This is a genomic window from Pauljensenia sp. UMB6358 (genome assembly GCF_030216865.1).
In the GTDB taxonomy this organism is placed as follows: Bacteria; Actinomycetota; Actinomycetes; order Actinomycetales; family Actinomycetaceae; genus Pauljensenia; species Pauljensenia turicensis_A.
In genome coordinates, this window is record NZ_JASOMS010000002.1 from 23,106 (window position 1) to 44,666 (window position 21,561).

Sequence of the window (21,561 nt, forward strand, 5' to 3'; positions counted from 1 at the left end):
CTACCACCAGGACAAGACGCACAGAGGCAAGCCATGAACGTCGCTGCCTCCATCGCCAAACACTACGGGCGCACCCTCCCCGTGACCGCCAGCGGCCCAGACGGCACCTACCACATGAGCATCCACCCAAACGGAGACATAGACACCCACCACACCGACAACGCGGAAACCCCCACCACCGACAACGCCAGCAATGCCGCCAATGCCAGCAATGCCAGCAATGCCGGAGTTGCCAGCAACCTTGAACACGACCTAGACCACACTCAGCCCCTGCCCCAAACCCTGCACAAACAAGCCACCCTTCCACCCCAAAGGCCACCAGAGCCACAAAGAGTAGAAGAAACTATTGCCCCAGCCCCTCAAGGCATTAACAGAAAAACGCCTCAGGAAAAAGCAGAACCTGCAACGCACAACCCAGGTGACAGCAAGGATAAGCCGGCCCGAATCAAACGGTTAAAGCTCATCGTGGCCACACTCATCATCCTCATGACGCTAGCGGTCATATTCAGTGTGCGCATGCTACAACCAGGTGGCGGAAAACCCAGCGAACCAACCGGGCAGCCAAGCGCGCCGGTTTCGACTCAAGAAACCGACAAACCCACACCCCAGTCTGAGAGGTGGCCGCAATCAGCACCCCAACCAGAACCTGCACCCACGCCGGAACCAGAACCAGCACCAGCACCCGAACCAGAACCCACTCCAGCACCCTCGCCAGAACCTGCACCCACGCCGGCTCCAGCACCAGCCCCAGCCCCAGCCCCAGCACCTGCTCCGGCTCCTGCTGGAGTGACATCGATGAACACCTCGGTAAACACCAGTGGTGGAGGGGCCGCGCACTTCTCAATCAGTCTTTCGGGCAGCGGCTACGCCACATGCAGCATCAGCATCGGCGGAACCGGTGGGGCGGCAAGCACCTCAATCCCCGGCACCGCATACGCCACCGTTAGTGGCATCCCACTTGGCACACAATCGTGGACCACCAGCTGCGACGGCCTAGCAAACTCGGGCACCATCACCATCTACTAACCGGAGAAACCAACACATGCAACAACTCGAACACCACAACGAATACATCGTCACCTTCGAGGGCACAACCCCCGACCAGGCCGGAAGTAGATACTTCATCGCCCACGACTACGCCACAGCTCAAACCGTGGGAACACAACTGGCCTACCAATACGGCTTTGACCCAAACGAAAACAGAATCTTCTACCGCATCCTCATCACCGTCGCCACAAACACGGTCGAAGTAGGACGAGACACCAACTACGAAGAAGTCATCCAACAAATCAACGACGAATTCAAACCCCTATAAAAACCAAAAAGCAGAGTGCCAAATTGGCACTCTGCCCACACTCCCTATAGTGGCGCGCGTCACATTAACTAGGCTGCGGGGGTAAGAGCCTCAACCACCTCGCGAGCCGCTAACGCTAATGATTCATCATCAGCATCCAAAATACTACCCTTCACGCCACGGCGAGAGCCAACTAACATCGTCATCCACGCCCTGCCCGCATCCGGGCTCACACCAAGATCAGATAAACGCGGATCAACACCAGCTGCCCGGTGCCGCCTTGACGCATCACTCACCGCCAGTTCAGCCACGCGAAGCGTGCCCGCCCACGCCAAGGTCTCACTCATACCCGCATCGATCAAGGCCTCAACCAGTCGAGCAAGCGGGCCGGAAAAATCATCGACCGACACCCACACCTCAGAATCCTGACCCATACCAGGACGCAAACCCACCTCAGGCATCATCGCTGGCTCCACCAGCTCCTCCACGCCACGAGCATCATCACGAGCAAAACAACGCCGGTTCACAATCGTTGTCCACACCGCCCACGGGCTAGAAGCCTCAACAAGCTGCTCAGTACACGTTATCGCCACCTCCCACGCGATCCCATACGTGTCACACGCCGCTTCGGAATACGACATGCCCGAAAACTGCATACCCCTTGAAATCGCGCTAGAAAACTGACGCGCACCCACCTGGTGCAACGTCGCCGCCAAACACTGAGCCGCAGCCCCACGCCAACCCTCAGACGCGGCCTGCTCAAGAGTCCTGCGCAAACCCTCATTATCCGAAATACGCAAAGCCACAGCACTCTCACAAGCCTCAACCACCGGCTCAACCGCTACAGCACCCTCGCCAGCATCATCACTGACAATCGCTTGGCTACGAGTAGTCACCCAATGCAAAACAAACCTTGACGAAGCCTGCTTACCGCCCCGATAGCGCATCTTTCGAGAAAGCACGCCGCGCTCCTCCAACCCAGCTAACGCGCGAAACACGCTACGGCGCGCCACGCCCGTAGCCTCCACCAGGTGCTCAACCGCGCAAATCACCACGCCCCGAGCATCAGCCAAACGGGCAAGCTCAAACAACACCAGCGACTGCGACGGGGTTAAACCCTTCACGCCACGCGCCCACACCGGCCACGACACACTCACGCCGACTCACCACCCAGCAAGACAGCGTGACGCTCCTGCGCCAAATGCAACTGCTCCACGCGAGACGCCTCCGGGTTCTCAGACACAACCTGGCTCCACGCCTGATCCCACAACGGATCAACATCCCCAAGCTCAACCTGAGCCGCAAGAGCCTCAATGCGCTCTTGACGCGCGCGCTCCGCCTGGCGCTCACGCTCACGACGCACACGCGGATCCTCATCCGCACTACGCGCCGGGGGCTGACCCTTGAGCACATTCGCCCGAAGCCTGTAACACACCAAGGCCGGCAAACGACCAACATTGGGCGGCAAAGCCTGATCCATCACCTGGCGAATCTGGGCCGGTTGCCAACCCGCGTCCACGCACTCACGCAACACCCGCGCCACCGCAACAGCGCCCGTAGCATCCAGCACCCTCAAGGGCGGTGGCAGGCACTCCGCGATCAACTCCGCATCCGCCACCCCCAACGGCGAATCAATCTCGACTTCCACACCAGACCCAACCGAACCAAAAAACTCACCCTCGCACCCCACAGGCGCTTCCTCGTGTGTAGGTTCGGTTTGGTTAGGTTTGGTTTGGTGGTTTATTTGGGGGTTATATGTACATATGGGTGCAACCTGTTGCATCTGTGGACTACCCGAATTTGCATCTGTGGAACCCCTATCGTCTCCACATGTGCAAGATTTGCATGTGTGGCCACAACCGCTACATTCCGCCGAAAAGTCCACATGTGCAAGATTTGCATCTGTGGACTCAGCAGACTCAGCGAAATTACCCTCCACCTCCAAATGCAGACGATACGTCGTGCCCGACCGGTGCTTATGCGCGGACTTATCCGCACACGCACCCGACTGATCCCCGCACCACGAATAACGCGGAACACGTGAAATGAGCCCACACTCATCCAGCGTCTTTAAATGCGACGCCACACTCCGCAAAGAACACTCCGCACGCTGAGCAATCTCCTCACGCGAACGCCACGTCTCATCCTCGTCGTTAGCGAACTCCGCCAACGCCAACAACACCAGCTTCTCGCCCTGCCCAAGACCCTTAATCCGATCAAACGCCCACGCAACAGCCCTGAAACTCATAGCCCATCACTCCCCACCATCACCTGACACAACGTGGGAAAGCGCTCCGCTTCAATATCCGAGCCATCCATCTTGATAAGCCCAAGCTCACGAAGATGGACCAAAGCACCTTTCACATCATCAACACTTGAACGCGACCGGTGAGCTGGACGCTCAAGCGAGCGCAACAACATCCAGCCGTCCTCGCCAGCATCATCAGCCAAAGACAACAAGACCATCTTTTCGAGCACATCAATACCGTCGGTTAAACCAAACGCCCACTCAATCGCTTCCAAACTCACAACGCGCCGCCTAACAGCAAGCGGGCTGACCAGCAGCCCGAATCAGACCACCGCCGAGCCTCAATAAGACCCGAACGCTCTAAAGAAGAAATAGCCGCCTCCACACGAGACAAACTCAAACCCGTCACACCCGACACCAACGCCGGATCAACACGAACAGCACCATCGCCATCCGCCTTCCACGCCAACCGAAGCAAAACCAACTTGTCACTCAACCGACGACACTCAACCCGCCAAGCCCACTGAACAGCCTCAGCACTCACCAGACCCACCACCAGACAGAACGGCCTCACCGCTTGCAATAACGCCTGTGTCAAGACTTATCGCCAAATCAATACGCGTTGAGTACTCCATAATGCTTGCGCCCGCAGTGCACATACGACCGGCCAGCGCTTGAATCTCGCGGAGGGCTTTCTCGTCTTTGATAGCCCATACGAGGTCATACAACTTACTAATCGCGCTGGCCGTATCTTCGGTTTCCCACACCGCATCGCGCAACGAAGCGATAAGGCTCTCGTATGACTCCCGGCTTGGTTTATTCGGCATCATCAAACCCACCGCCAGACTCAGAAAAACAAGGCAGCACCCGATCTTCCGGCAAAGGCAGATCATCAGCGTGAGCTAATACCGGCTGGAGCAAGGACCTAATATCGCCCTCCTCAAAACGGAGGCGACCCGAAGGAAGCCGCACATGCTTAACATCGCCATTTCTTGCCCATCGACGCACCGTATCTGGGGAAACTTCGAGAATCCGCGCAGCCTCGAATGCGTCAATGATTGTTGTTTGTTGCATTTTCTGCACCTCCTGCGCGCCATACTTACATGCGCATTCAGTGCTGTCAAGAATCACTGTTGCATTTTCTGCACTTATTGCTATGATTTACACATGGAACGAAACGAGAAAGCCCCTCGCTTGGAGCGCATGACAGCAGACATGGCTGTTGGTATCTCCATTAACCAACACCTTTTTGCACACAGGATGTACGCCGTGAACCTCGCTCAGCTACTCGGACTGTCACGCTCAACTGTGACGCGAAAACTACGGGGAGACGTGGGATGGAGCCTGCAAGAGCTTCTAACCGTTGCTAATTTCTTCCAAGTTGAGCTAAACGACTTGGTGCCAACTCCTGACCGTGAGGGTGGCTGGATACCGGCTCCATTCGTCCCCGGATATGCGAAAACCCCCGCTCTCGCGGGGTCAGCTCAGAGCCACCTGTGGGAATCGAACCCACGACCTATTCATTACGAGTGAATCGCTCTGCCGACTGAGCTAAGGTGGCCTGTCCGCAATCCCCACAGGGGCGTTCGGACAACGGTATAACCATAGTGTGCGCCACGGGTTTGCCGCAAATGACTACCCAGATTAACCGTTTGGATATTCCTCACATGCGAGGCCGCCCGCAATCCGACGACCATCCCACCCGGGGGCGGAGCCGATCGGCCTCGTGAATCAGGAGGCGGTCACGAACAACTCAAACCGTTGGCCGGAACTCTCCCGTCGACCAAGTAGCCTTCGACTGCATCCACCACGCACGTACTGGCCTTCTTCGAATAGGCGGTGTGCGACCAGCCTTCAACCGAGACCAGCACACCGGACTCCAACTGAGACGCCAAGTTCTGCGCCATCACATACGGAGTCGCAGGATCATGCGTCGTCCCCACCACGACAATCGGCGCGGCACCCTTCGCACTCACCGGCTGGCGAGCCGCATGATCAGTCGGCCACGCACTCAGACCGGCCGACGCATACCCCGCATCCGCGCCGAAGACCGGGAGCGTATCAGCCAGTTTTTCAGCGGCCTGCGCCCACTCTTCCGGGGTGCCAACCGGCTCATAATCAGCGTTATTCACCACGATCAACGCATCCATCGAATTCGACGCGAACGTACCATCATCCTGGCGTTCACTGGACAAGTCCGCGATATACAGCAACTGCGAACCGTCGCTATCCTGTACCGCCTGGCGCACCGCCTCGGTGAGGACAGAATACGAATCGGACGAATACAAGCCCGTAATAATTCCCGTCAACGCCAGATTACGCGTCAACGGACGGTCAGGATCCGAAGTCTCAAGCGGCTGATCCGCGACAGCATCAAGAAAGGCCACAAGATCAGCGACCGCGTCATTAACGCTTCCGCTGAACGGGCAATCCTTCCCCGCAACACATTCTTCAAGCCAATGGCGCGCGGACGCTTCAAAACCTTCCATCTGAAGATCCGACACCTGGTTGATATCCATCGCTGGATCAATCGCACCATCAAGAACGAAACGCCCCACCTTGTCAGCGAACATATCGGCGTAGAGTGCGCCAACGAACGTGCCGTAGGAATACCCAAGGTAGTTCAGCTTCTCTTGACCAAGAATTGCACGAGCCATGTCGAAATCCTTCGCCACGGACACCGTATCGATGTGCTTGTAGACGTTCCCGGACAGTTGCTGGCAACCATCGGCGATCCTGGCGCTCAGCTTTTCGGCGTGCGCGATGATCTCAGCGGGATCCATAGTGCGACCGGAGACACCTTCGCCAGCAGTCCCGCCATCGCCCAGCGTGCCATCCGTCGCGTAGGCATCACGCTGGGCATCCGTCATGCAGATCGCGGGGGACGAGGCGCCAACGCCACGAGGATCCAGAGCAACGATGTCATAAGTCTTCACAACCGCGTCGCCCAAACCATCGTTTACTTGGCCGACCAGTGACGACACGGCAGCGCCACCCGGACCACCAAGATTGTAGAAAAGCGCCGGAGCATCCTCGACCCCACTGCGATGCACTGCGATCGACAGCGTAATTTGCTCGCCCGAGGGCTCGTCCCAGTCCAGTGGCGCGTACAGCGTTGCGCACTGATAGTTCTGCGGATCGGAAGGAGACACCGACGAACCGTCGGAAATCTGTTGTGTCGAGCAATCGCCCCAGTTGATTGTCTGAGCATAGAAATCATCGACCGATGTGCCCGAAACGGCGTTCGGTTCGGAGGGGCGGACGGAGCTCTCGGAATAGCGGAAGCTGTTAATCAGGAGCATTGCCGCGTTCACGATGAACGGCAACGCCAAGACAACGACGCCAACAATCGCAACAATCGCTATTCGACGCTTCGACTTCACAATCATAGGACAAGGATATGGGAGTCCTCGTCGGAGTGAGTGCTTGGGCTGACGTTAAGCCTGGGGACGAAGCGATACTGCCATCGCTTCGAGCACAAGAAGTGCCTGTCCGTTCGACACAAGGCGCTTGCGGGCTTCTTCAATTGCGGCAACGCGACCCATTGTCTGACGAGGCGTCGAATCGGACGCCAGTTCGTCAACCAAGTCTTCAAGATCAGCATTCACCAACTGTTGACCGGTCCCCAACTGCACCATCAGCACATCGCGATAGATCGCGAGCAAATCAACGAGCGCACGATCTAACGCATCGGTCAGAGCGCGCTTGGAACGACGCTTCTGGTCGTCTTCCAGTTGTTTGAGCATCACTCTTTGCTGACGGTCAGGTCGCTCGGATTCGTCCATGCCGAGCTGGCGAAGCAAAGCTGCTTTCTCGCGCGCGTTTCGTTCAAGAGTCTGCGCATCAGCTTGCGCCTGCGCTGTCTTCAAAAGACCTTCGGCAGCGAAAACTGCTTCTCCCACGGAGCGAACGCGAACCGGTGCGGTCATAATCTGACGACGGCGCTCACGCATTTCAGGGTCTTTCGCCAGCGCCCTCGCCAACCCGATATGCGACTGGGCGGTGCGGGCAGCGCTGATCGCGCTCTGCCGGTCTGCCACGCCTTCCCTGACAAGCAGGTCAGCGACCGCTTCCACGGATGGAATACGGAGCCCAAGGTGACGGCAACGCGAACGAATCGTCGTAATCATGTCTTCTGGGCTGGGAGAACACAGGAGCCAGACGGTGCGAGCGGGCGGTTCTTCAATGGCTTTCAGTAGCGCGTTCGCGCCGGCTTCAGTCAGACGATCCGCATCTTCAACGATGATGACGCGCCAACGTCCCTGCGAGGGTGCTGACTGAGCGTGGAGAACCAGAGAACGCGCGGTATCGACAGAAATGACGCTGGCTTCTGTGGCCACAAGGTGCACGTCAGCATTCGATCCGTTCATCGTTGTTATGCAACCTGGGCAGTGTCCTGCACCCATGTCGGCTTCGGTGCATTGGAGGGCTGCCGCGAATGCCCTGGCAGCAACCGAACGACCCGAACCGGGCGGTCCGGTAATCAGCCACGCGTGGCTCATCGCGCGAGAAGCGTCATCGCCGGCCGAATCGATATCGTCATCGGAGGGGTCGGCTGAAGTGCGATCCGCCTGGGAGGGATCAACAGACGCGTGCGCATGTTCCCCATCGACGAGGCCACGCGCACCTAGCGCAGCACCTCGAAGGATCTCGACGGCGGCTTCTTGGCCGACGAGTTCATCCCAGACGTGTGCTCCACGGAGCGCCATTAGGCTTTATCTTCTTCTGCGGATGGCCACAGGGGTGCCTGTCCTGCAAGGATTCCAAGCATTGACTTCTTCTTGGATGACTTCGAAGACTGAGCGCCGGACTTTGTCTTGGCTTTCGGCGCCGAGTGCGACACCACCTTCGCGTTATCCGTAGTCAACGGTTCGGCAGATTTGTCGACCGGTCGAGAAGGTTGATCGACGGCGGTTTCATCATCCACGTGTTGAACAACGCCAGAGCCGAAGCGTTCTTCAAGGACACCACGGATTTCGGAAAAGACTTCGTCGGGCGTGCCAACGCCGTCGATCACGATAATGCGTTCAGGTTCAGCATCGGCCAAACGCAGGTATTCGTGGCGGACGCGCTCATGGAAGTCCGTGGATTCGCGTTCCATGCGGTCGGGGGCGTCCGTGCGACGACGGGCTCCCACTTCTGGAGGCAGGTCGAGCAGGAAGGTCAGGGTCGGATCTAGGCTCTGGGTTGCCCACATGGACAGGGAACGAATTTCGTCAACACCAAGCGATCGAGCGGCCCCTTGGTATGCGAGTGACGAATCGATATAGCGATCAGCCAATACGACCTCACCGGCTGCAAGAGCTGGACGGATCAGGGTAGCAACGTGATAGGCGCGATCCGCTGCATACAGTAGGGCTTCGGTCTGAGGATCGATGTCTTCGGGACCGTTTTGAACCATCTGACGGATCTGAACGCCAAGCTCGGTACCGCCGGGCTCACGGGTGACCTTGACGGTACGACCACGCTCGATAAACCAGTCACGAACGCGCTGGATCTGCGTTGATTTTCCAGCTCCGTCGCCACCTTCGAAGGTGATAAACACACCCTCAGCGCTCATCCCCATACTCCCGTCTACCGTCATGCTTTCAATCGTCGCATGACCTGCCCTGTTTTGGAACAAAGACATGTGTTCGTCGCATGCACGTCACTGCAGGCCCCGGTGTTCAGTTCCTGCCGATGCGCACCGGTCGACCACTACTTCGTTGTCTTCTTTGCAGCAGTTTTCTTTGTTGTTGTCTTACGTGTCGTGGTCTTCTTTGTGCTCGACTTCTTCGCGGTCGCACGACCTCGCTTCGGAGCCGGCCCCTTTGCACGCTTATCGGCAAGTAGCATGAAGGCACGTTCTTCGGTCAGGTCTTCGACGCTTTCTGCACGAGGCACCGTCACGTTCGTTTCTCCGTCTGTCACGTACGGACCGAAACGACCGTCCTTCACCGTGACCTTCTTACCGGACACCGGGTCTTCACCGAACTCGCGAAGCGGTGGCTTTGCAGCGCCTCGACCGCGAACTTTCGGCTGAGCGTAGATCGCAAGAGCCTCGTCCACCGTGATCGTGAGCAACTGTTCTTCCGACGCCAGCGTGCGCGAGTCGCTCCCCTTCTTCAGGTACGGACCATAGCGACCGTTCTGAGCGGTAATCACTTCCTGCGTTTCCGGATCAACACCGACCTCGCGCGGAAGCGAAAGCAGTTGGAGAGCCTGTTCAAGGGTCACCGTCGACAGGTCCATGCTCTTAAACAGCGATGCGGTTCGAGGCTTCGGTGCAGCCTTCTTGCGTCCCCTCGTAGTCGTGGCTTCTGTTTCTTCCGGTTCGGGAAGAATCTCGGTGATGTAAGGGCCAAAACGGCCGTTTTTTGCCACCAGCGTGTGACCGGTTTGCGGATCAACACCCAGCTCGCGACCATCATCTGCAGCAAGAGCGAACAGTTCGGAGATCTTTTCGGCGTTGACCTCATCGGGAGCAACGTCTTCGGGCAGGTTGGCGCGCGTGCCATCAGCCTTTTCAAGGTACGGGCCATAGCGACCCACGCGAACAACCACGTCATCACCAACAGGCTGCGAGTTCACGGCGCGAGCATCGATATCGTCGCCGAGTGATTCGACCTGATACTTCAAGCCGTCTTCATCGCCCTTGCCATTTTCACCCAGGTAAAAACCGGTGAGGAAGTCAGCACCCTTTTCTTCACCGGTAGCGATGCGGTCAAGATCCGTTTCCATAGACGCGGTGAAGTCGTAGTCAACCAATCCAGGCAGGCTCTCTTCCAGCAGACGCATGACCGAGAATGCCAACCATGTCGGCACAAGGTACTGACCGCGGTGCGTGATGTATCCGCGGTCACCGATCGTCTGGATCGTTGCCGCATACGTGGAAGGACGACCGATGCCACGCTCTTCCATAGTCTTGACCAGAGTTGCTTCGGTGTAGCGACCCGGAGGCTGAGTCTCGTGTCTTTCAGCGATTGCTTCCACGACGTTTGCACTATCGCCTTCGGAGACGTTCGGCAGAGTTGCTTCTGCTTCACTGTCCTTTTCAGCGTCGTAACGACCCTTGTCACGGCCTTCTTCGTAGGCCTGACGGAAGCCGGGCTCGGTGATGACCGTGCCAGAGGCGGAAGAAACAACAGAGTGCGCACCATCGGATGTGGCAACGTCGGTAGCAACACGAATCGTCGCGGTAAAACCGACAGCGTCGGTCATCTGCGAGGCAACCGTACGCTTCCAGATCAAGTCATAGAGAGCCAACTGCTGACGGCTCAACTGACCTGCAACCTGTGCGGGGGTACGGAAGTGATCGCCGGCGGGGCGGATAGCTTCGTGAGCTTCCTGTGCTCCCTTCGCAACCTTGCCGTACACGCGAGGCTTCTCGGGGACAGAGGCGGCACCGTAAAGCTCTGCGGCCTGCGCTCGAGCCGCGGCAACGGCTTGGCCGGACAGTGCAGTCGAGTCGGTTCGCATGTAGGTGATGTAACCGGACTCGTACAGAGACTGAGCGGTACGCATTGTCGACGAGGCATTCCAGTGCAGCTTTCGCGAGGCTTCCTGCTGCAGTGTGGACGTCGTGAACGGCGCTGCCGGACGACGACGATACGGCTTCTGCGTGACCGAATCAATAACCGATGTCGTGGATGCTTTCAACGCGGTGGCGAGATCTTGAGCGAGTGTCTCGTTCAGGTGCAGGACGTCAGCCTTTTCCGACTTGTCCTTCAGAACACCCTTCTCGCTGAAGTCGGAACCTGTTGCTACGGATCGACCATCAACGTGCGTGACCTTCGCGTTGAACGCGTCGCCTGCTTCGATGCGGGTCTGGATTGACCAGTATTCAGCGGAAATGTGGGCAATACGGTCACGTTCACGATCCACGACCAGACGGGTTGCCACTGACTGCACGCGACCAGCCGACAGGGAAGGACGGATCTTGCGCCAGAGCAGAGGCGAGACCTCGTAGCCGTACAGGCGGTCAAGGATTCGACGGGTTTCCTGCGCATCGACGAGCGCCGTATCGAGCTCACGAGTGTTCTCAAGCGCGCGAGTAATCGCTTCCTTTGTGATTTCGTGGAAGACCATACGCTTAACCGGCACCTTCGGTTTCAACACCTGCAGAAGGTGCCATGCGATTGCTTCACCTTCGCGGTCCTCATCAGTTGCCAGGAAGAGTTCGTCGGCTTCTTTCAGCGCACGCCTGAGTTCGGTGACCTTTTTCTTCTTGTCCGGGTTGACCGCATAGTAAGGGGTAAAACCGTGCTCGACATCGACGGCGAAGCGGCCGTAGGGGCCCTTCTTCATGTCGGTCGGAAGCTCCTTCGGCTGAGGCAAGTCACGAATGTGCCCAATTGATGCGGTCACATGGTAGTCGGGACCTAGGTATCCCTCGATGGTCGCAGCCTTCGCGGGAGACTCCACGATGACCAGCTTTGACGCTCCCATGACTCACCCTTTCGGTGCCTAATTTGAATTCAACGAAAATCGTCGCGCTTGCCTGACCTTACAACGGACCCGGCAAATTTCGCGCACTGTCCACTCGGTGTCAACGAAAGTCCACTAGACGGTCGACTGCTTGCTACACGTCGCAACTTCAAGCATTCCTGCCCGAATCAGGGCTCGAAGCGGAGTGTCGACTTCCGCGCGAACGTCTGAGATTTCACGGTCAGTGAGCATCGCCACGGCCGCACTGATCTGCCCGACCTCTAGTTCGCCGTCGCACGCCCCAACAATCGCTGACACGGCGGTACCGACCATGATGGATCGTCCAAGTCCACTGCCCTGATGCATGATCATGACGTTCGGATCAGGGGTACCTGGAACAAAGTGGCGTTCTTCAGTCACGTCATCGGCACGAACCAGAGTCAGCGCACCAAGATCGTCCGGAAGGCGCAACGCATCCAACGTGCGCTCGACATCTGCTCCTAACGGCCTGCGCCCAGTGAGTTCAAGATCGAAGTGCTGGATTCCGCGAGCGCCACCCGCTTCGTCCGCGTCCAGTCGTCGCATGGCAACAAACCCCATGCCGACTGCGCCGACGTTCGCGCTGTCAAAGTCGGCGAGCCATTTCGCGTATGCGATTTCTCGCTTCGAATCTACGAGGCCGAAAGGATCCTCGACACCGACCATCGCTCCGGATTCGCCAATGTCCAGTTCAGCATCCGCTTCAGAATCCGCGTCGTGGGGATCAGCATCTTGAAGCCACATTTCCACGTACTGCGCGGGGTCCAAGACATCGCGCTGGACAATCCACGCGTCCACGGGCCGGTCGGAGAACCACGGCTTCAGACGATCTGACCACCCAGAATCGGGATCCACATCCGCGGGGATCTCCCAGTTCCCAATCATCTGCATATACCCGCCGGGCACCAGATAATCTGGGCCCATCTGGATTACGGTGCGAACTAGTTCGTCACGACTCATCCCGCCATCGCGATATTCCAGCAGATCGTCGCCATCTCCGCGCAGAACATCAGGAGTAATAACGAAGGGAGGGTTCGTCACGATCAGATCAAAGGTCTGTCCAGCAACGGGTTCAAAAAGCGAACCCGCACGCACATCAATCTGCATGTCATTCAACGCCGCATTAAAGCGTGTGAACTGGCACGCGCGCTCTGACAGGTCAGTCGCCACAACACGTTCACAATGAGTTGCCAAGTGCATCGCCTGGATTCCGCAACCACACCCCATATCGAGGGCAGACGTAAAGGGCTTTCGGATCGTCATCTCAAGCAGACTGGTGGATGCTCCACCCACACCCAACACGTGGTCAGGGCGAAGAGCTCCGCCTGTCACCATTGACGTTAGATCTGAGGCAATCCACCAATTCAGCTGTCGAGTCGAATCGGAATCTGACCCACCGCCGACCATAACGTCGGGAATCACAGCGCTGTAGGGGCGCAGGTCAACCGTCGCGCGGTAGCGCGACGGAGAGCTCGAGTCGGCCACGGGTTGCACAAGACCCAGCGACACGGCACCGGCGACGCCACACGTGGGAAGTGCCTGATCCAGCTGCTGTCCCGCCACCGTATCGCCCAACATGAAGAGCCTGGTCAAAACAGAGATCGGAGCGGTCTGAGCACGCAGTTCAACCAACGCAGGCACACGCTGTTCACGCCCCAAGGCCGTAAGAGCACGTTGCGACACAACCTGCTTCAGAGCATCGACGTACCAGCCGGCATCATCAAAGTCAGAGCGCAGACACGCGATCAGTGCCGGATCAACGATCGGCGTATTGGCAACAGCCACTTCGGATTCGTTCATGACACCAACACTAGTTGCCACCATGGACAAATCGAATTGCACAAACCGCGCCCTGTGAACACGCAAACTTGTATCCACAAGCGCGGCCTCGTCACTGAATCACCAACAACCAGCGGAAAGCGATCGTACTCACCCAACCACGCACCAACTCCCTGCGCACCCACTCCCACCCGTCCTCGCTACACGCAGGCACCCCAACGCTGGCATGATGAGACGTACACACCGTCTACTTCAAGGACAAACATGGCCGGCGGACTCATCGCACTTCTCGACGACATTGCCACGCTCGCGAAAGCAACAGCATCATCCCTCGATGACATTGCTGTCGGCGCCGCAAAAGCATCGTCGAAAGCCGTTGGCGTCGTCATCGACGACACCGCCATCACCCCGCAGTATGTGGCTGGCCTTGACCCGAGTCGTGAAATCCCGATCATCAAGAAGATCGCGCGCGCATCCCTTATTAACAAGCTCGCCATCATCCTGCCGGTCGCATTGATCCTCACCTGGCTAGCCCCCTGGCTTCTGCCTGTCATCCTCATTATCGGTGGCTCGTATCTCTGCTTCGAAGGCGGAGAAAAAGCTCTCGCCAAGCTCCACCTCTACCCCAAACACGAAGACCACAAGGACTCAGCGACCTCCGTTACTCCTGAAGAAATTGAGATGGGCATCGTTTCTTCCGCCACTCGCACTGACCTGATTCTTTCCGCGGAAATTATGCTTATTTCGCTGGCCGGCGTCACCACCACCTCCAACCTCATCAAAGTTGGCATCATGGTCGGTGTCGCCTTCTTCATGACCTTCTTCGTCTACGGAATCGTCGCCGTCCTGGTCAAAATGGATGACCTTGGTCTACGCCTCGCAGAAAAGAAGGGTGGCATTGCCAGCTTTGGACGAGGCCTCGTTTCCGTCATGCCGAAGGTCTTCACCGTCATCGGAATCGTCGGCACGATCGCTATGCTCTGGGTCGGCGGACACATCGTCATCTCCTCCCTCAATACCCTCGGCTTCACCGTGCTCCATCACATCGTCGAGCACGGCGTCTCCTACGTCGAACACCTCGGTGGCGCCGCCGCATGGACCGCCGAAACCGTCCAATCCGGCATCTTCGGCATGATCTGGGGCATCGTCCTGGCCTACATTTGGCTCGGGTTTTCCAGCGTCATCAAGCGGGTGCGCCACACCAAGTAAGGGCATCGACGAGGCCCTAACGCAACACCTCCATCAGCAGAGGCGAGCTCGCGCACCAATTGCGCCAAGACCTACGACAGGCGGGCGCGGCCTCGTGAAACCACACCCGTTGCACCCAACGCGCGTTTTATTCCCAGCCGGCAATGGCTGAAACCTCACGTCCATGTTCCACCGTTCCCGTAGCAAAAGGGGACTAAAGCCCTGTACCCTCGAAAGTGTGAACGGCAGTCGCGGCACTGCCATAAATACCTAACGAAGGAGACGCAATGACCGTCTACACGCTCCCCGAGCTCCCCTACGACTACGCAGCACTCGAGCCGCACATCTCCGGCACAATCATGGAACTGCACCATGACAAGCACCACGCAAACTACGTCGGTGGCGCAAACACCGCCCTTGAGAAGCTCGAAGCAGCACGCGAATCCGGCGACTTCGCCGCCATCAACCTGTACGAGAAGAACCTTGCGTTCAACCTCGGTGGCCACACCAACCACACCATCTTCTGGCAGAACATGACCCCCGACGGCCAGGGTCGCCCCGAAGGCGAACTCGCCGCAGCAATCGACGAATACTTCGGCTCCTTCGAGAAGTTCCAGGGCCAGTTCGCAGCAGCGGCTCTCGGCCTGCAGGGCTCCGGCTGGGGCATCCTCGCATGGGATGCACTCGCTGGCCGCCTGGTCACCTTCCAGCTGACCGACCAGCAGGGTAACATCCCGGTCGCCACCGTCCCGCTACTCATGCTGGATATGTGGGAGCACGCCTTCTACCTCGACTACCAGAACGTCAAGGCAGACTACGTCAAGGCATGGTGGAACATCGTCAACTGGGACGACGTCGCAGCACGCTTCGAGCGCGCCCGCACCCAGTACACCGGCCTGGTTGTCGCCTGACGCCTGCCTAGTCTCTGACTAACAAAGCAGAGCCCCGGACCTCGTAGAGGTCCGGGGCTTCGTGCTTCAATCAGAGGGTGCTCAGAGCAACGCCAGCATCGTCGGCGAGACAAGCTTCAGGACATTGTTGCGTCCCTCTTCAGCCGTCGGAGCATCCAGCGCATACGCAGCCATCTGCTGGCAGGTCGCCAGGTCGTGCAGGCGAAGAGCGGCGCGAACAGCGTTCACCTTGGTCGGTGCCATCGACAGGGAGCCAACACCCAAACCTGTCAAAACCAGCGCTAACAGCGGGTCGCCACCGGCTTCACCGCAGACACCGATCGACTTGCCTGTCGAACGACCACCTTCACAGGCGAACTTGATCATCTGCAGGACAGCCGGCTGCCACGCGTTGAGCAGCGGAGCAAGCTCGCCGTCCATGCGGTCAGCGGCCATCGTGTACTGCGTCAGGTCATTCGTGCCGATCGAGGCAAAGTCAACGATGGACAGCATCTGGTCTGCGCGGATAGCGGCCGCGGGAACTTCGATCATGATGCCGACCTTCGGCAGGCCCACGCCACGCGCCTTGTCGGCGAACCACTGGGCTTCCTCAAGTGTGGACACCATCGGTGCCATGACCCAAAGGTCAGCCTTCGTGGCCTCGTAGGCGGCAGCCAAAGCAGTCAGCTGCGTATCAATCAGGTCCTCGCGAGCCTGGCAGAGGCGCAAACCGCGACGGCCAAGCGCCGGGTTTTCTTCCTTGCCAAGATCCGCAAACGACAGTGGCTTGTCGGCGCCGGCGTCAAGCGTGCGCACGACAACACGACGGTCACCGAACGCCTGGAGAACCTTGGTGTAGGTTTCCGTCTGTTCTTCTAACGAAGGCGCATCCGCGCGATCGAGGAACAGGAATTCGGTACGGAACAAGCCGGAGCCTTCAAGGTCGAACTTAGCTGCGCGTTCAGCGTCATCGACCGTGCCGATGTTGGCGAGAAGCTTGACCTTGTAGCCGTCGTAGGTCGCACCTTCACCGGACGAGCCGGCAAGCGCGGTAGCGCGATGACGCGAGCGCGCTTCAAGAAGCTCAACTTCTTCGTCGGTCGGATTAATGATGACTTCACCGACGCCACCGTCAAGGGCGAGCATGCACCCTTCGGTGATATCGAGGATGCCGGTAACCTTCACGATTGCCGGAATACCAAGCTGAGCGGCCAGAATCGCGGTGTGCGACGTGGGGCCACCGATTTCGGTGATGATGCCCTTGACCTTCTCAGGGTTCAGGGTTGCAGTTTCAGCGGGTGCCAGATCGCGAGCAACCAGGATGACAGGCTCATCGAATGAGGGAACGCCGGGAGCCGGAAGTCCGCGCAGTGCACACATTGCACGGTCGCGCACATCGTACAGGTCGGTGGCGCGTTCCGCCATGTACCCGCCCAGTCCGCGGAGCATTTCGGCGTATTCTTCGACAGCTGCTTCGACTGCGGCAGTCACACCGAAGCCCTTCTTCAGCTTCTTGTCGATCCCCTTTGCCAGACCGCGGTCTGACGCGAGTTTGGCGGTGGCTTTCAGGATCGGCTTCGACTCTTCGGGAGCCGTTTCCATACGTTCTTTGAGGCTGTTGCTGACTGTTGCGAGAGCCTCGCGCACACGGGCACCGTCCACCTCGGGATCAGTGCAAGCAGGTTCGTTCGTATCAACGCCGGGTGCTGGGCGCACGATCGCTACCGGAGCAGCGGCTGTTCCGGCTGAGACGCCGATTCCGTGAAGGACTGAGTGTCCGGTGCTCATGCTCACTCCTGGTCGAGATCGCGCGAAAGCAGTTTGGCCAGCGAGTCGAGAACAGCGCCAGCGTTGTCATCTTCGGTGGACAGGGTGACTTCGTCGCCGTGCTTGACACCGAGGGTCATGATTTCGAGGAGCGATGCTGCGTCTGCTTCTTCACCGTCGAACGAGATAACGATGTCGACACCGGATTCATCAACGGCATCGGCAAGGACGGCAGCGGGGCGCGCGTGCAGACCAACGGAGGAGGCGATGACAACAGAACGAGAGATCATGAGGTTTTCCTTCCAACCCGGGTATGTCCATCGTTGGACATATTGACCCTTGCCTTTATCGTAAAAGGAATTATCGTGCCTGTCAGCACACTTTCATGGTGCAATTGCGCGACCATTGTCACGTCAGCGCCTTCCGCCTTCTTCCCCATTCACGAGGCCGGCCACACTTTCCTCACCCACAGCCAAGCCGAGGGCCGACTACACACCGCACCAAGACGCCCAGACTCGTCCCCTTTTTTGCCTGCTTAACACGGACTTGACCAAGTATTCTGCGCGTCAGGCACACGTTCAACAGGCGACGAGATGAGTAGTCAGTAAATAGGCTCACACTTCGACAGAAGTCCATATGGTCTGCACACATCAACATCTAAAATGAACCGAACGACCGCCAGCAAAACAAGGACCTAACCCGTGAAGTCACACTCCGAGCCCACCCTGGCCGACGTAGCCAAAGAAGCCGGCGTCTCATTGACCACCGTGTCGCGAGTCCTCAACAACCGCGGATACCTGTCCCAGACAACAAAGGACCGCGTCGGCGACGCGATCGCGAAACTCGGATACCGTCCCAACCAGCTCGCACGCGCACTCCACGGCAAAAAGTCCGACACCATCGGATTGATCGTCCCGACTGTCGCACTCCCCTTCTTCGGCGAACTCGCCGTCGAGATTGAAAACGCCCTTGCCGAACAGGGCTACCGCATCCTTATCTGCAACTCGATGGGACACGCGGACCGTGAACGCGACTACTTGAACCTACTGGTTGGAAATCGAGTCGACGGTATTATTTCTGGCGCACACAACGAAGCGCTCGAGGAATACCAAACGATACGCATGCCACTGGTCACCATCGACCGCGAGCTCTCACCCCGGATCCCTAACGTTCGTTGCAACAACGAAACCGCCGGATACGACGCCACCAGGCGCTTGTTGGACGCAGGCTGCCACCGACCGGCCCTGCTGACCTCGCGCTCGCACCCGAAGAACCTGCGCGAGCACGGATATCGTCGAGCCCTTGGCGAAGACGGCGTTGAACCGGTCATTCTGGAAGTTCCCTTCCACACGGATTCTGCGATCCGCCAACTGGCCGTCAATGAATGCCTCAACTCTGTCGCCGAAGAAATCGATGGCGTTTTCGCCACCGATGACCTGGCCGCGGCCGAGGTCCTCGAATGGGCACGCCTGCACAACCTGACCGTTCCAGGCGACCTGCGAATCATCGGCTTCGATGGAACCCAGGCTATTCACCGCGCTCTTCCCGGACTGACCACGCTACGCCAGCCCCTCGATCTGATTGCCCGCAAGGCCGTCGAGATCCTGCTTGCGCAGATCAACGGTGAAACTAGCAGCGAGGCCCACGGCTCTGCCGACACATCCGATGATTCTCACGACCGAGCGACTGGCGGAAGCTACGAGTTCCCAGTGACTTTGATTGAAGGCTGGACCGCGTAAGCACACATCTCATTTCAATCGAATCAGGGGCACTGACAACCGTCAGTGCCCCTTCATTATTCGCACTCAGATCACACACACGACGGGGAGAAGGCCGTAACCTTCTCCCCGTCACGTGTCAGGAATAAAACCCGATTAGGCAGTTACTTCCTTCGGCTGTGCCTCAAGGAAGGTATCGTTCGTGGAAACGGTGCCCGTGACGGAAAGCTCGACGGAGTCAAACTTCTTCTTATTGGTGACGACAACCGGGGTGATGGTGTCGTAACCGGCTGCGCGGATACCGTCCCAGTCAACCTCGGCGAGGACATCGCCACGACGGACCATGTCGCCCTTGGCGACGCGGGGGGTGAAGCACTTGCCTTCAAGCTTGACCGTGTCCATACCAATGTGGATCAGGACCTGCATGCCGGATGCGGACTTCAGGCCGTAGGCGTGACCGGTCTCGAATGCGACCGTGACCTTGCCGTCAAACGGTGCGACGACTACGCCACCGGCGGGAATAATTGCTGCGCCCGGGCCGAGCATGCCCTTGGCGAAGGACTCGTCCTTGACTTGCTCGAGCGGGATGATTTCACCGGCGAGAGGTGCGGTGATGGTGTAGTCGGTGTCTGCGCCTTCGGCGTATTCAACGATCTTGGCTTCTGCGACGCCAGTAGCTGCAGGTGCAGCTGCGGCGGCAGAATCGGCGGATGCTGCGACTGCGCCACCTTCGGCCAAGTCCACCTTGCCTCGCGTTGAGGCATAGGCGAAGGTGGCACCGAAGGATAGGGCAAAGACGAGGATTTCAAGGAGCAGGTACATCGGGATGTCGTTCGGGATGATCGACACGAAGCCGACGAAGCCTGCTGCACCGAGTGCCTGGCCACGAACGTCGAAGAGTGCGACGCCGGCGGAGCCGATTGCTGCAGCAACCATGCCGACGTAGAAGGGCCAGCGCAGGCGCAGGTTGACACCGAAGATTGCGGGTTCGGTAATACCGAAGACTGCGGACGCGCCGCCGGCGCCGGCGAGGCCCTTCAGCTTGGCATCGCGGGCCTTCAGGAAGACAGCGAGGGCTGCAGCACCCTGAGCGATGTTTGCCATGGAGGCGATCGGGAAGATGAAGTCACCGATGCCACCATTAACGGGGAGTAGCGGGATTTCAACTGCCGGGAAGGACTGGTGCAGGCCGGTGACGACGATCGGCGAGTAGAAGAAGCCGAAGATCAGGCCACCGATTGGGCCGAGCGTGGAGTAACCCCAGTTGATGCCGTTGGTGATGCCTTCTGCGAGAACGCGGGTGATCGGGCCGATTGCGATGAATGCAAGAAAGCCGGTGAGAAGCATGGTAACCAGCGGGGTGACGAGGAAGTCAACGGTGCCGGACAGGCGCTTGTGCAGCCACTTTTCGATGACGCACATGACGAAGGTGACGGCGAGGGTCGGGATGACCTGCGCCTGGTAGCCGATCTTGGCAACTTCCATGCCGAAGAGGTGCCAGTATTCAACCTCTGCGTCGCCGGCAAGTGCCGCACCGGTATTCCATGCATTGAGCAGGTCGGAGGAGATCATTGCCGCGCCGATTGCCGCACCGAGGTAGACGTTGCCACCGAAGCGCTTTGCAGCGGAGAAGCCAACCAGGACAGGCAGCGAAGCGAATGCTGCCGACGAGATCATGTTGATCAGGGAGGCGTAGTCAGCGATGGCCGGGAACATTCCAACGACGGACTGTTCGCCGAAAAGGCCTTCAGCGGTCAGAACGTTGTTGATAGCCATCATCAGACCGCCGGCGATCAGGGCGGGGAGGACTGGAACGAAGATGTCAGCGATCATCTTGATGAAGCGCGAGAAGAGGTTGCCGGACTTTGCGGCTTCTTCCTTAGCTTCATCCTTGGAGACCTCGCGGACGGAGTGGTTTTCGACCATCTTGCGGTAGACGTTGTCGACATCGCCGGGACCGACGATGATCTGGAACATGCCACCTGCTGCGAAGGTGCCCTTGAGGTCTCCATTCGCGTCGAGGGCAGCCTGGTCAATCTTAGACTCGTCGACAATAACGAGTCGCAGGCGGGTTGCGCAGTGTGCGGCTGCGCTGATGTTATCGGCACCTCCGACCGCTTCTACAACTTCGGACGCCACCTTGGCGTAATCCATTGCCATCCACGTTCCTTTCTCGGTGGGCCAGGCGCGTGTACAACGTCGTCGTTCACTACCGGGCTATATAGCAATCGT

The 21,561-nt window shown here is 58.5% G+C and carries 22 protein-coding genes, 1 tRNA gene and 1 pseudogene; 6 read left to right on the forward strand and 18 right to left on the reverse strand.

Annotation, left to right across the window (positions count from 1 at the left end; all coding sequences use genetic code 11):
• On the reverse strand, positions 1–249 hold the full coding sequence (locus QP381_RS01765) for a hypothetical protein (protein ID WP_285067583.1): 249 nt from the start codon (positions 247–249) through the stop codon (positions 1–3).
• Between the two features lie 256 nt (positions 250–505).
• Positions 506–793, reverse strand: coding sequence for a hypothetical protein (locus tag QP381_RS01770; protein WP_285067585.1), 288 nt, complete (start codon positions 791–793; stop codon positions 506–508).
• Between the two features lie 2 nt (positions 794–795).
• Between QP381_RS01770 and QP381_RS01775 the strand changes: the two genes are divergently transcribed.
• Both QP381_RS01775 and QP381_RS01780 read left to right on the forward strand, forming a co-directional pair.
• Positions 796–1,026 (forward strand): hypothetical protein, encoded by a 231-nt coding sequence (locus QP381_RS01775; protein ID WP_285067586.1) that lies wholly within the window; start codon positions 796–798, stop codon positions 1,024–1,026.
• Positions 1,027–1,042: 16 nt separating this feature from the next.
• Positions 1,043–1,315 (forward strand): hypothetical protein, encoded by a 273-nt coding sequence (locus tag QP381_RS01780; RefSeq protein WP_006680492.1) that lies wholly within the window; start codon positions 1,043–1,045, stop codon positions 1,313–1,315.
• Between the two features lie 68 nt (positions 1,316–1,383).
• On the opposite strand, the gene QP381_RS01785 is transcribed toward QP381_RS01780, so the two are convergent.
• The 7 genes and pseudogenes from QP381_RS01785 to QP381_RS01810 all read right to left on the reverse strand — a co-directional run bounded on the left by QP381_RS01785 (position 1,384) and on the right by QP381_RS01810 (position 4,673).
• A complete protein-coding gene (locus tag QP381_RS01785) occupies positions 1,384–2,451 on the reverse strand; it encodes a MarR family transcriptional regulator (protein ID WP_285067588.1) in 1,068 nt (355 codons plus the stop codon).
• Positions 2,448–2,984, reverse strand: coding sequence for a hypothetical protein (locus QP381_RS01790; protein WP_285067589.1), 537 nt, complete (start codon positions 2,982–2,984; stop codon positions 2,448–2,450). The genes QP381_RS01785 and QP381_RS01790 overlap by 4 nt, the downstream gene beginning before the upstream one ends.
• Before the next feature lie 366 nt (positions 2,985–3,350).
• Positions 3,351–3,542, reverse strand: a pseudogene (locus QP381_RS09650) (helix-turn-helix domain-containing protein); the annotation flags it as partial.
• Entirely contained in the window at positions 3,539–3,823 is a 285-nt protein-coding gene (locus tag QP381_RS01795; protein WP_285067590.1) for a hypothetical protein, read from the reverse strand. The pseudogene QP381_RS09650 and the gene QP381_RS01795, both read right to left, overlap by 4 nt.
• Positions 3,820–4,038 (reverse strand): hypothetical protein, encoded by a 219-nt coding sequence (locus QP381_RS01800; RefSeq protein WP_285067592.1) that lies wholly within the window; start codon positions 4,036–4,038, stop codon positions 3,820–3,822. The genes QP381_RS01795 and QP381_RS01800 overlap by 4 nt, the downstream gene beginning before the upstream one ends.
• 37 nt (positions 4,039–4,075) lie before the next feature.
• The gene (locus QP381_RS01805) at positions 4,076–4,369 is read right to left on the reverse strand and encodes a hypothetical protein (RefSeq protein ID WP_285067594.1); all 294 of its coding nucleotides are present in this window, start codon (positions 4,367–4,369) and stop codon (positions 4,076–4,078) included.
• Positions 4,359–4,673, reverse strand: coding sequence for a MerR family transcriptional regulator (locus QP381_RS01810; protein WP_285067596.1), 315 nt, complete (start codon positions 4,671–4,673; stop codon positions 4,359–4,361). The genes QP381_RS01805 and QP381_RS01810 overlap by 11 nt, the downstream gene beginning before the upstream one ends.
• 84 nt (positions 4,674–4,757) lie before the next feature.
• On the opposite strand from QP381_RS01810, the gene QP381_RS09655 reads away from it, so the two are divergent.
• Positions 4,758–5,075, forward strand: a complete 318-nt coding sequence (locus tag QP381_RS09655) for a helix-turn-helix domain-containing protein (RefSeq protein ID WP_442953394.1) — start codon at positions 4,758–4,760, stop codon at positions 5,073–5,075.
• Here the strand turns inward: QP381_RS09655 and QP381_RS01815 are convergent.
• The 6 genes from QP381_RS01815 to QP381_RS01840 form a co-directional block, all read right to left on the reverse strand.
• A tRNA-Thr gene (locus QP381_RS01815) sits at positions 5,031–5,103 on the reverse strand. The genes QP381_RS09655 and QP381_RS01815 overlap by 45 nt on opposite strands.
• A 181-nt stretch (positions 5,104–5,284) precedes the next feature.
• Positions 5,285–6,931 carry an alpha/beta hydrolase gene (locus QP381_RS01820; RefSeq protein WP_285067598.1) on the reverse strand — a complete coding sequence of 549 codons (1,647 nt, stop codon included), beginning with the start codon at positions 6,929–6,931 and terminating at the stop codon, positions 5,285–5,287.
• Between the two features lie 48 nt (positions 6,932–6,979).
• Positions 6,980–8,251 (reverse strand): DNA polymerase III subunit delta', encoded by a 1,272-nt coding sequence (locus tag QP381_RS01825; protein WP_285067600.1) that lies wholly within the window; start codon positions 8,249–8,251, stop codon positions 6,980–6,982.
• A complete protein-coding gene (gene tmk, locus QP381_RS01830) occupies positions 8,251–9,102 on the reverse strand; it encodes a dTMP kinase (RefSeq protein ID WP_219585889.1) in 852 nt (283 codons plus the stop codon). Before tmk ends, QP381_RS01825 begins: the two co-directional genes overlap by 1 nt.
• A gap of 137 nt (positions 9,103–9,239) precedes the next feature.
• The gene (topA, locus tag QP381_RS01835) at positions 9,240–11,969 is read right to left on the reverse strand and encodes a type I DNA topoisomerase (RefSeq protein ID WP_285067603.1); all 2,730 of its coding nucleotides are present in this window, start codon (positions 11,967–11,969) and stop codon (positions 9,240–9,242) included.
• A gap of 114 nt (positions 11,970–12,083) precedes the next feature.
• Positions 12,084–13,787: a DUF7059 domain-containing protein gene (locus QP381_RS01840; RefSeq protein WP_285067606.1), complete on the reverse strand. Its 1,704-nt coding sequence runs from the start codon at positions 13,785–13,787 to the stop codon at positions 12,084–12,086.
• Between the two features lie 243 nt (positions 13,788–14,030).
• On the opposite strand from QP381_RS01840, the gene QP381_RS01845 reads away from it, so the two are divergent.
• Complete coding sequence (locus tag QP381_RS01845; protein WP_285067609.1) at positions 14,031–14,975, forward strand: DUF808 domain-containing protein; 945 nt, start codon at positions 14,031–14,033, stop codon at positions 14,973–14,975.
• A gap of 266 nt (positions 14,976–15,241) precedes the next feature.
• The gene (locus tag QP381_RS01850) at positions 15,242–15,865 is read left to right on the forward strand and encodes a superoxide dismutase (RefSeq protein ID WP_006680505.1); all 624 of its coding nucleotides are present in this window, start codon (positions 15,242–15,244) and stop codon (positions 15,863–15,865) included.
• A gap of 81 nt (positions 15,866–15,946) precedes the next feature.
• Here the strand turns inward: QP381_RS01850 and ptsP are convergent, their stop codons facing one another.
• Positions 15,947–17,632: a phosphoenolpyruvate--protein phosphotransferase gene (gene ptsP, locus QP381_RS01855; protein WP_285067613.1), complete on the reverse strand. Its 1,686-nt coding sequence runs from the start codon at positions 17,630–17,632 to the stop codon at positions 15,947–15,949.
• A gap of 2 nt (positions 17,633–17,634) precedes the next feature.
• Entirely contained in the window at positions 17,635–17,901 is a 267-nt protein-coding gene (locus tag QP381_RS01860) for an HPr family phosphocarrier protein (RefSeq protein ID WP_285067614.1), read from the reverse strand.
• 411 nt (positions 17,902–18,312) lie between these two features.
• Between QP381_RS01860 and QP381_RS01865 the strand changes: the two genes are divergently transcribed.
• A complete protein-coding gene (locus QP381_RS01865) occupies positions 18,313–19,350 on the forward strand; it encodes a LacI family DNA-binding transcriptional regulator (RefSeq protein ID WP_285067616.1) in 1,038 nt (345 codons plus the stop codon).
• A 135-nt stretch (positions 19,351–19,485) separates the two neighbouring features.
• On the opposite strand, the gene QP381_RS01870 is transcribed toward QP381_RS01865, so the two are convergent.
• Entirely contained in the window at positions 19,486–21,489 is a 2,004-nt protein-coding gene (locus QP381_RS01870) for a sucrose-specific PTS transporter subunit IIBC (RefSeq protein ID WP_285067618.1), read from the reverse strand.
• Positions 21,490–21,561 lie beyond the last annotated feature (72 nt).

Coding starts and splice junctions, on each gene's coding strand:
- topA (WP_285067603.1), bottom strand. CDS start 11,969: ATGGGAGCGTCAAAGCTGGTCATCGTGGAGTCTCCCGCGAAGGCTGCG.
- QP381_RS01870 (WP_285067618.1), bottom strand. CDS start 21,489: ATGGCAATGGATTACGCCAAGGTGGCGTCCGAAGTTGTAGAAGCGGTC.
- QP381_RS01845 (WP_285067609.1), top strand. CDS start 14,031: ATGGCCGGCGGACTCATCGCACTTCTCGACGACATTGCCACGCTCGCG.
- QP381_RS01820 (WP_285067598.1), bottom strand. CDS start 6,931: ATGATTGTGAAGTCGAAGCGTCGAATAGCGATTGTTGCGATTGTTGGC.
- QP381_RS09655 (WP_442953394.1), top strand. CDS start 4,758: ATGGCTGTTGGTATCTCCATTAACCAACACCTTTTTGCACACAGGATG.
- tmk (WP_219585889.1), bottom strand. CDS start 9,102: ATGAGCGCTGAGGGTGTGTTTATCACCTTCGAAGGTGGCGACGGAGCT.
- QP381_RS01805 (WP_285067594.1), bottom strand. CDS start 4,369: ATGCCGAATAAACCAAGCCGGGAGTCATACGAGAGCCTTATCGCTTCG.
- ptsP (WP_285067613.1), bottom strand. CDS start 17,632: ATGAGCACCGGACACTCAGTCCTTCACGGAATCGGCGTCTCAGCCGGA.
- QP381_RS01775 (WP_285067586.1), top strand. CDS start 796: ATGAACACCTCGGTAAACACCAGTGGTGGAGGGGCCGCGCACTTCTCA.
- QP381_RS01770 (WP_285067585.1), bottom strand. CDS start 793: ATGTCACTCCAGCAGGAGCCGGAGCAGGTGCTGGGGCTGGGGCTGGGG.
- QP381_RS01860 (WP_285067614.1), bottom strand. CDS start 17,901: ATGATCTCTCGTTCTGTTGTCATCGCCTCCTCCGTTGGTCTGCACGCG.
- QP381_RS01780 (WP_006680492.1), top strand. CDS start 1,043: ATGCAACAACTCGAACACCACAACGAATACATCGTCACCTTCGAGGGC.
- QP381_RS01840 (WP_285067606.1), bottom strand. CDS start 13,787: ATGAACGAATCCGAAGTGGCTGTTGCCAATACGCCGATCGTTGATCCG.
- QP381_RS01825 (WP_285067600.1), bottom strand. CDS start 8,251: ATGGCGCTCCGTGGAGCACACGTCTGGGATGAACTCGTCGGCCAAGAA.
- QP381_RS01850 (WP_006680505.1), top strand. CDS start 15,242: ATGACCGTCTACACGCTCCCCGAGCTCCCCTACGACTACGCAGCACTC.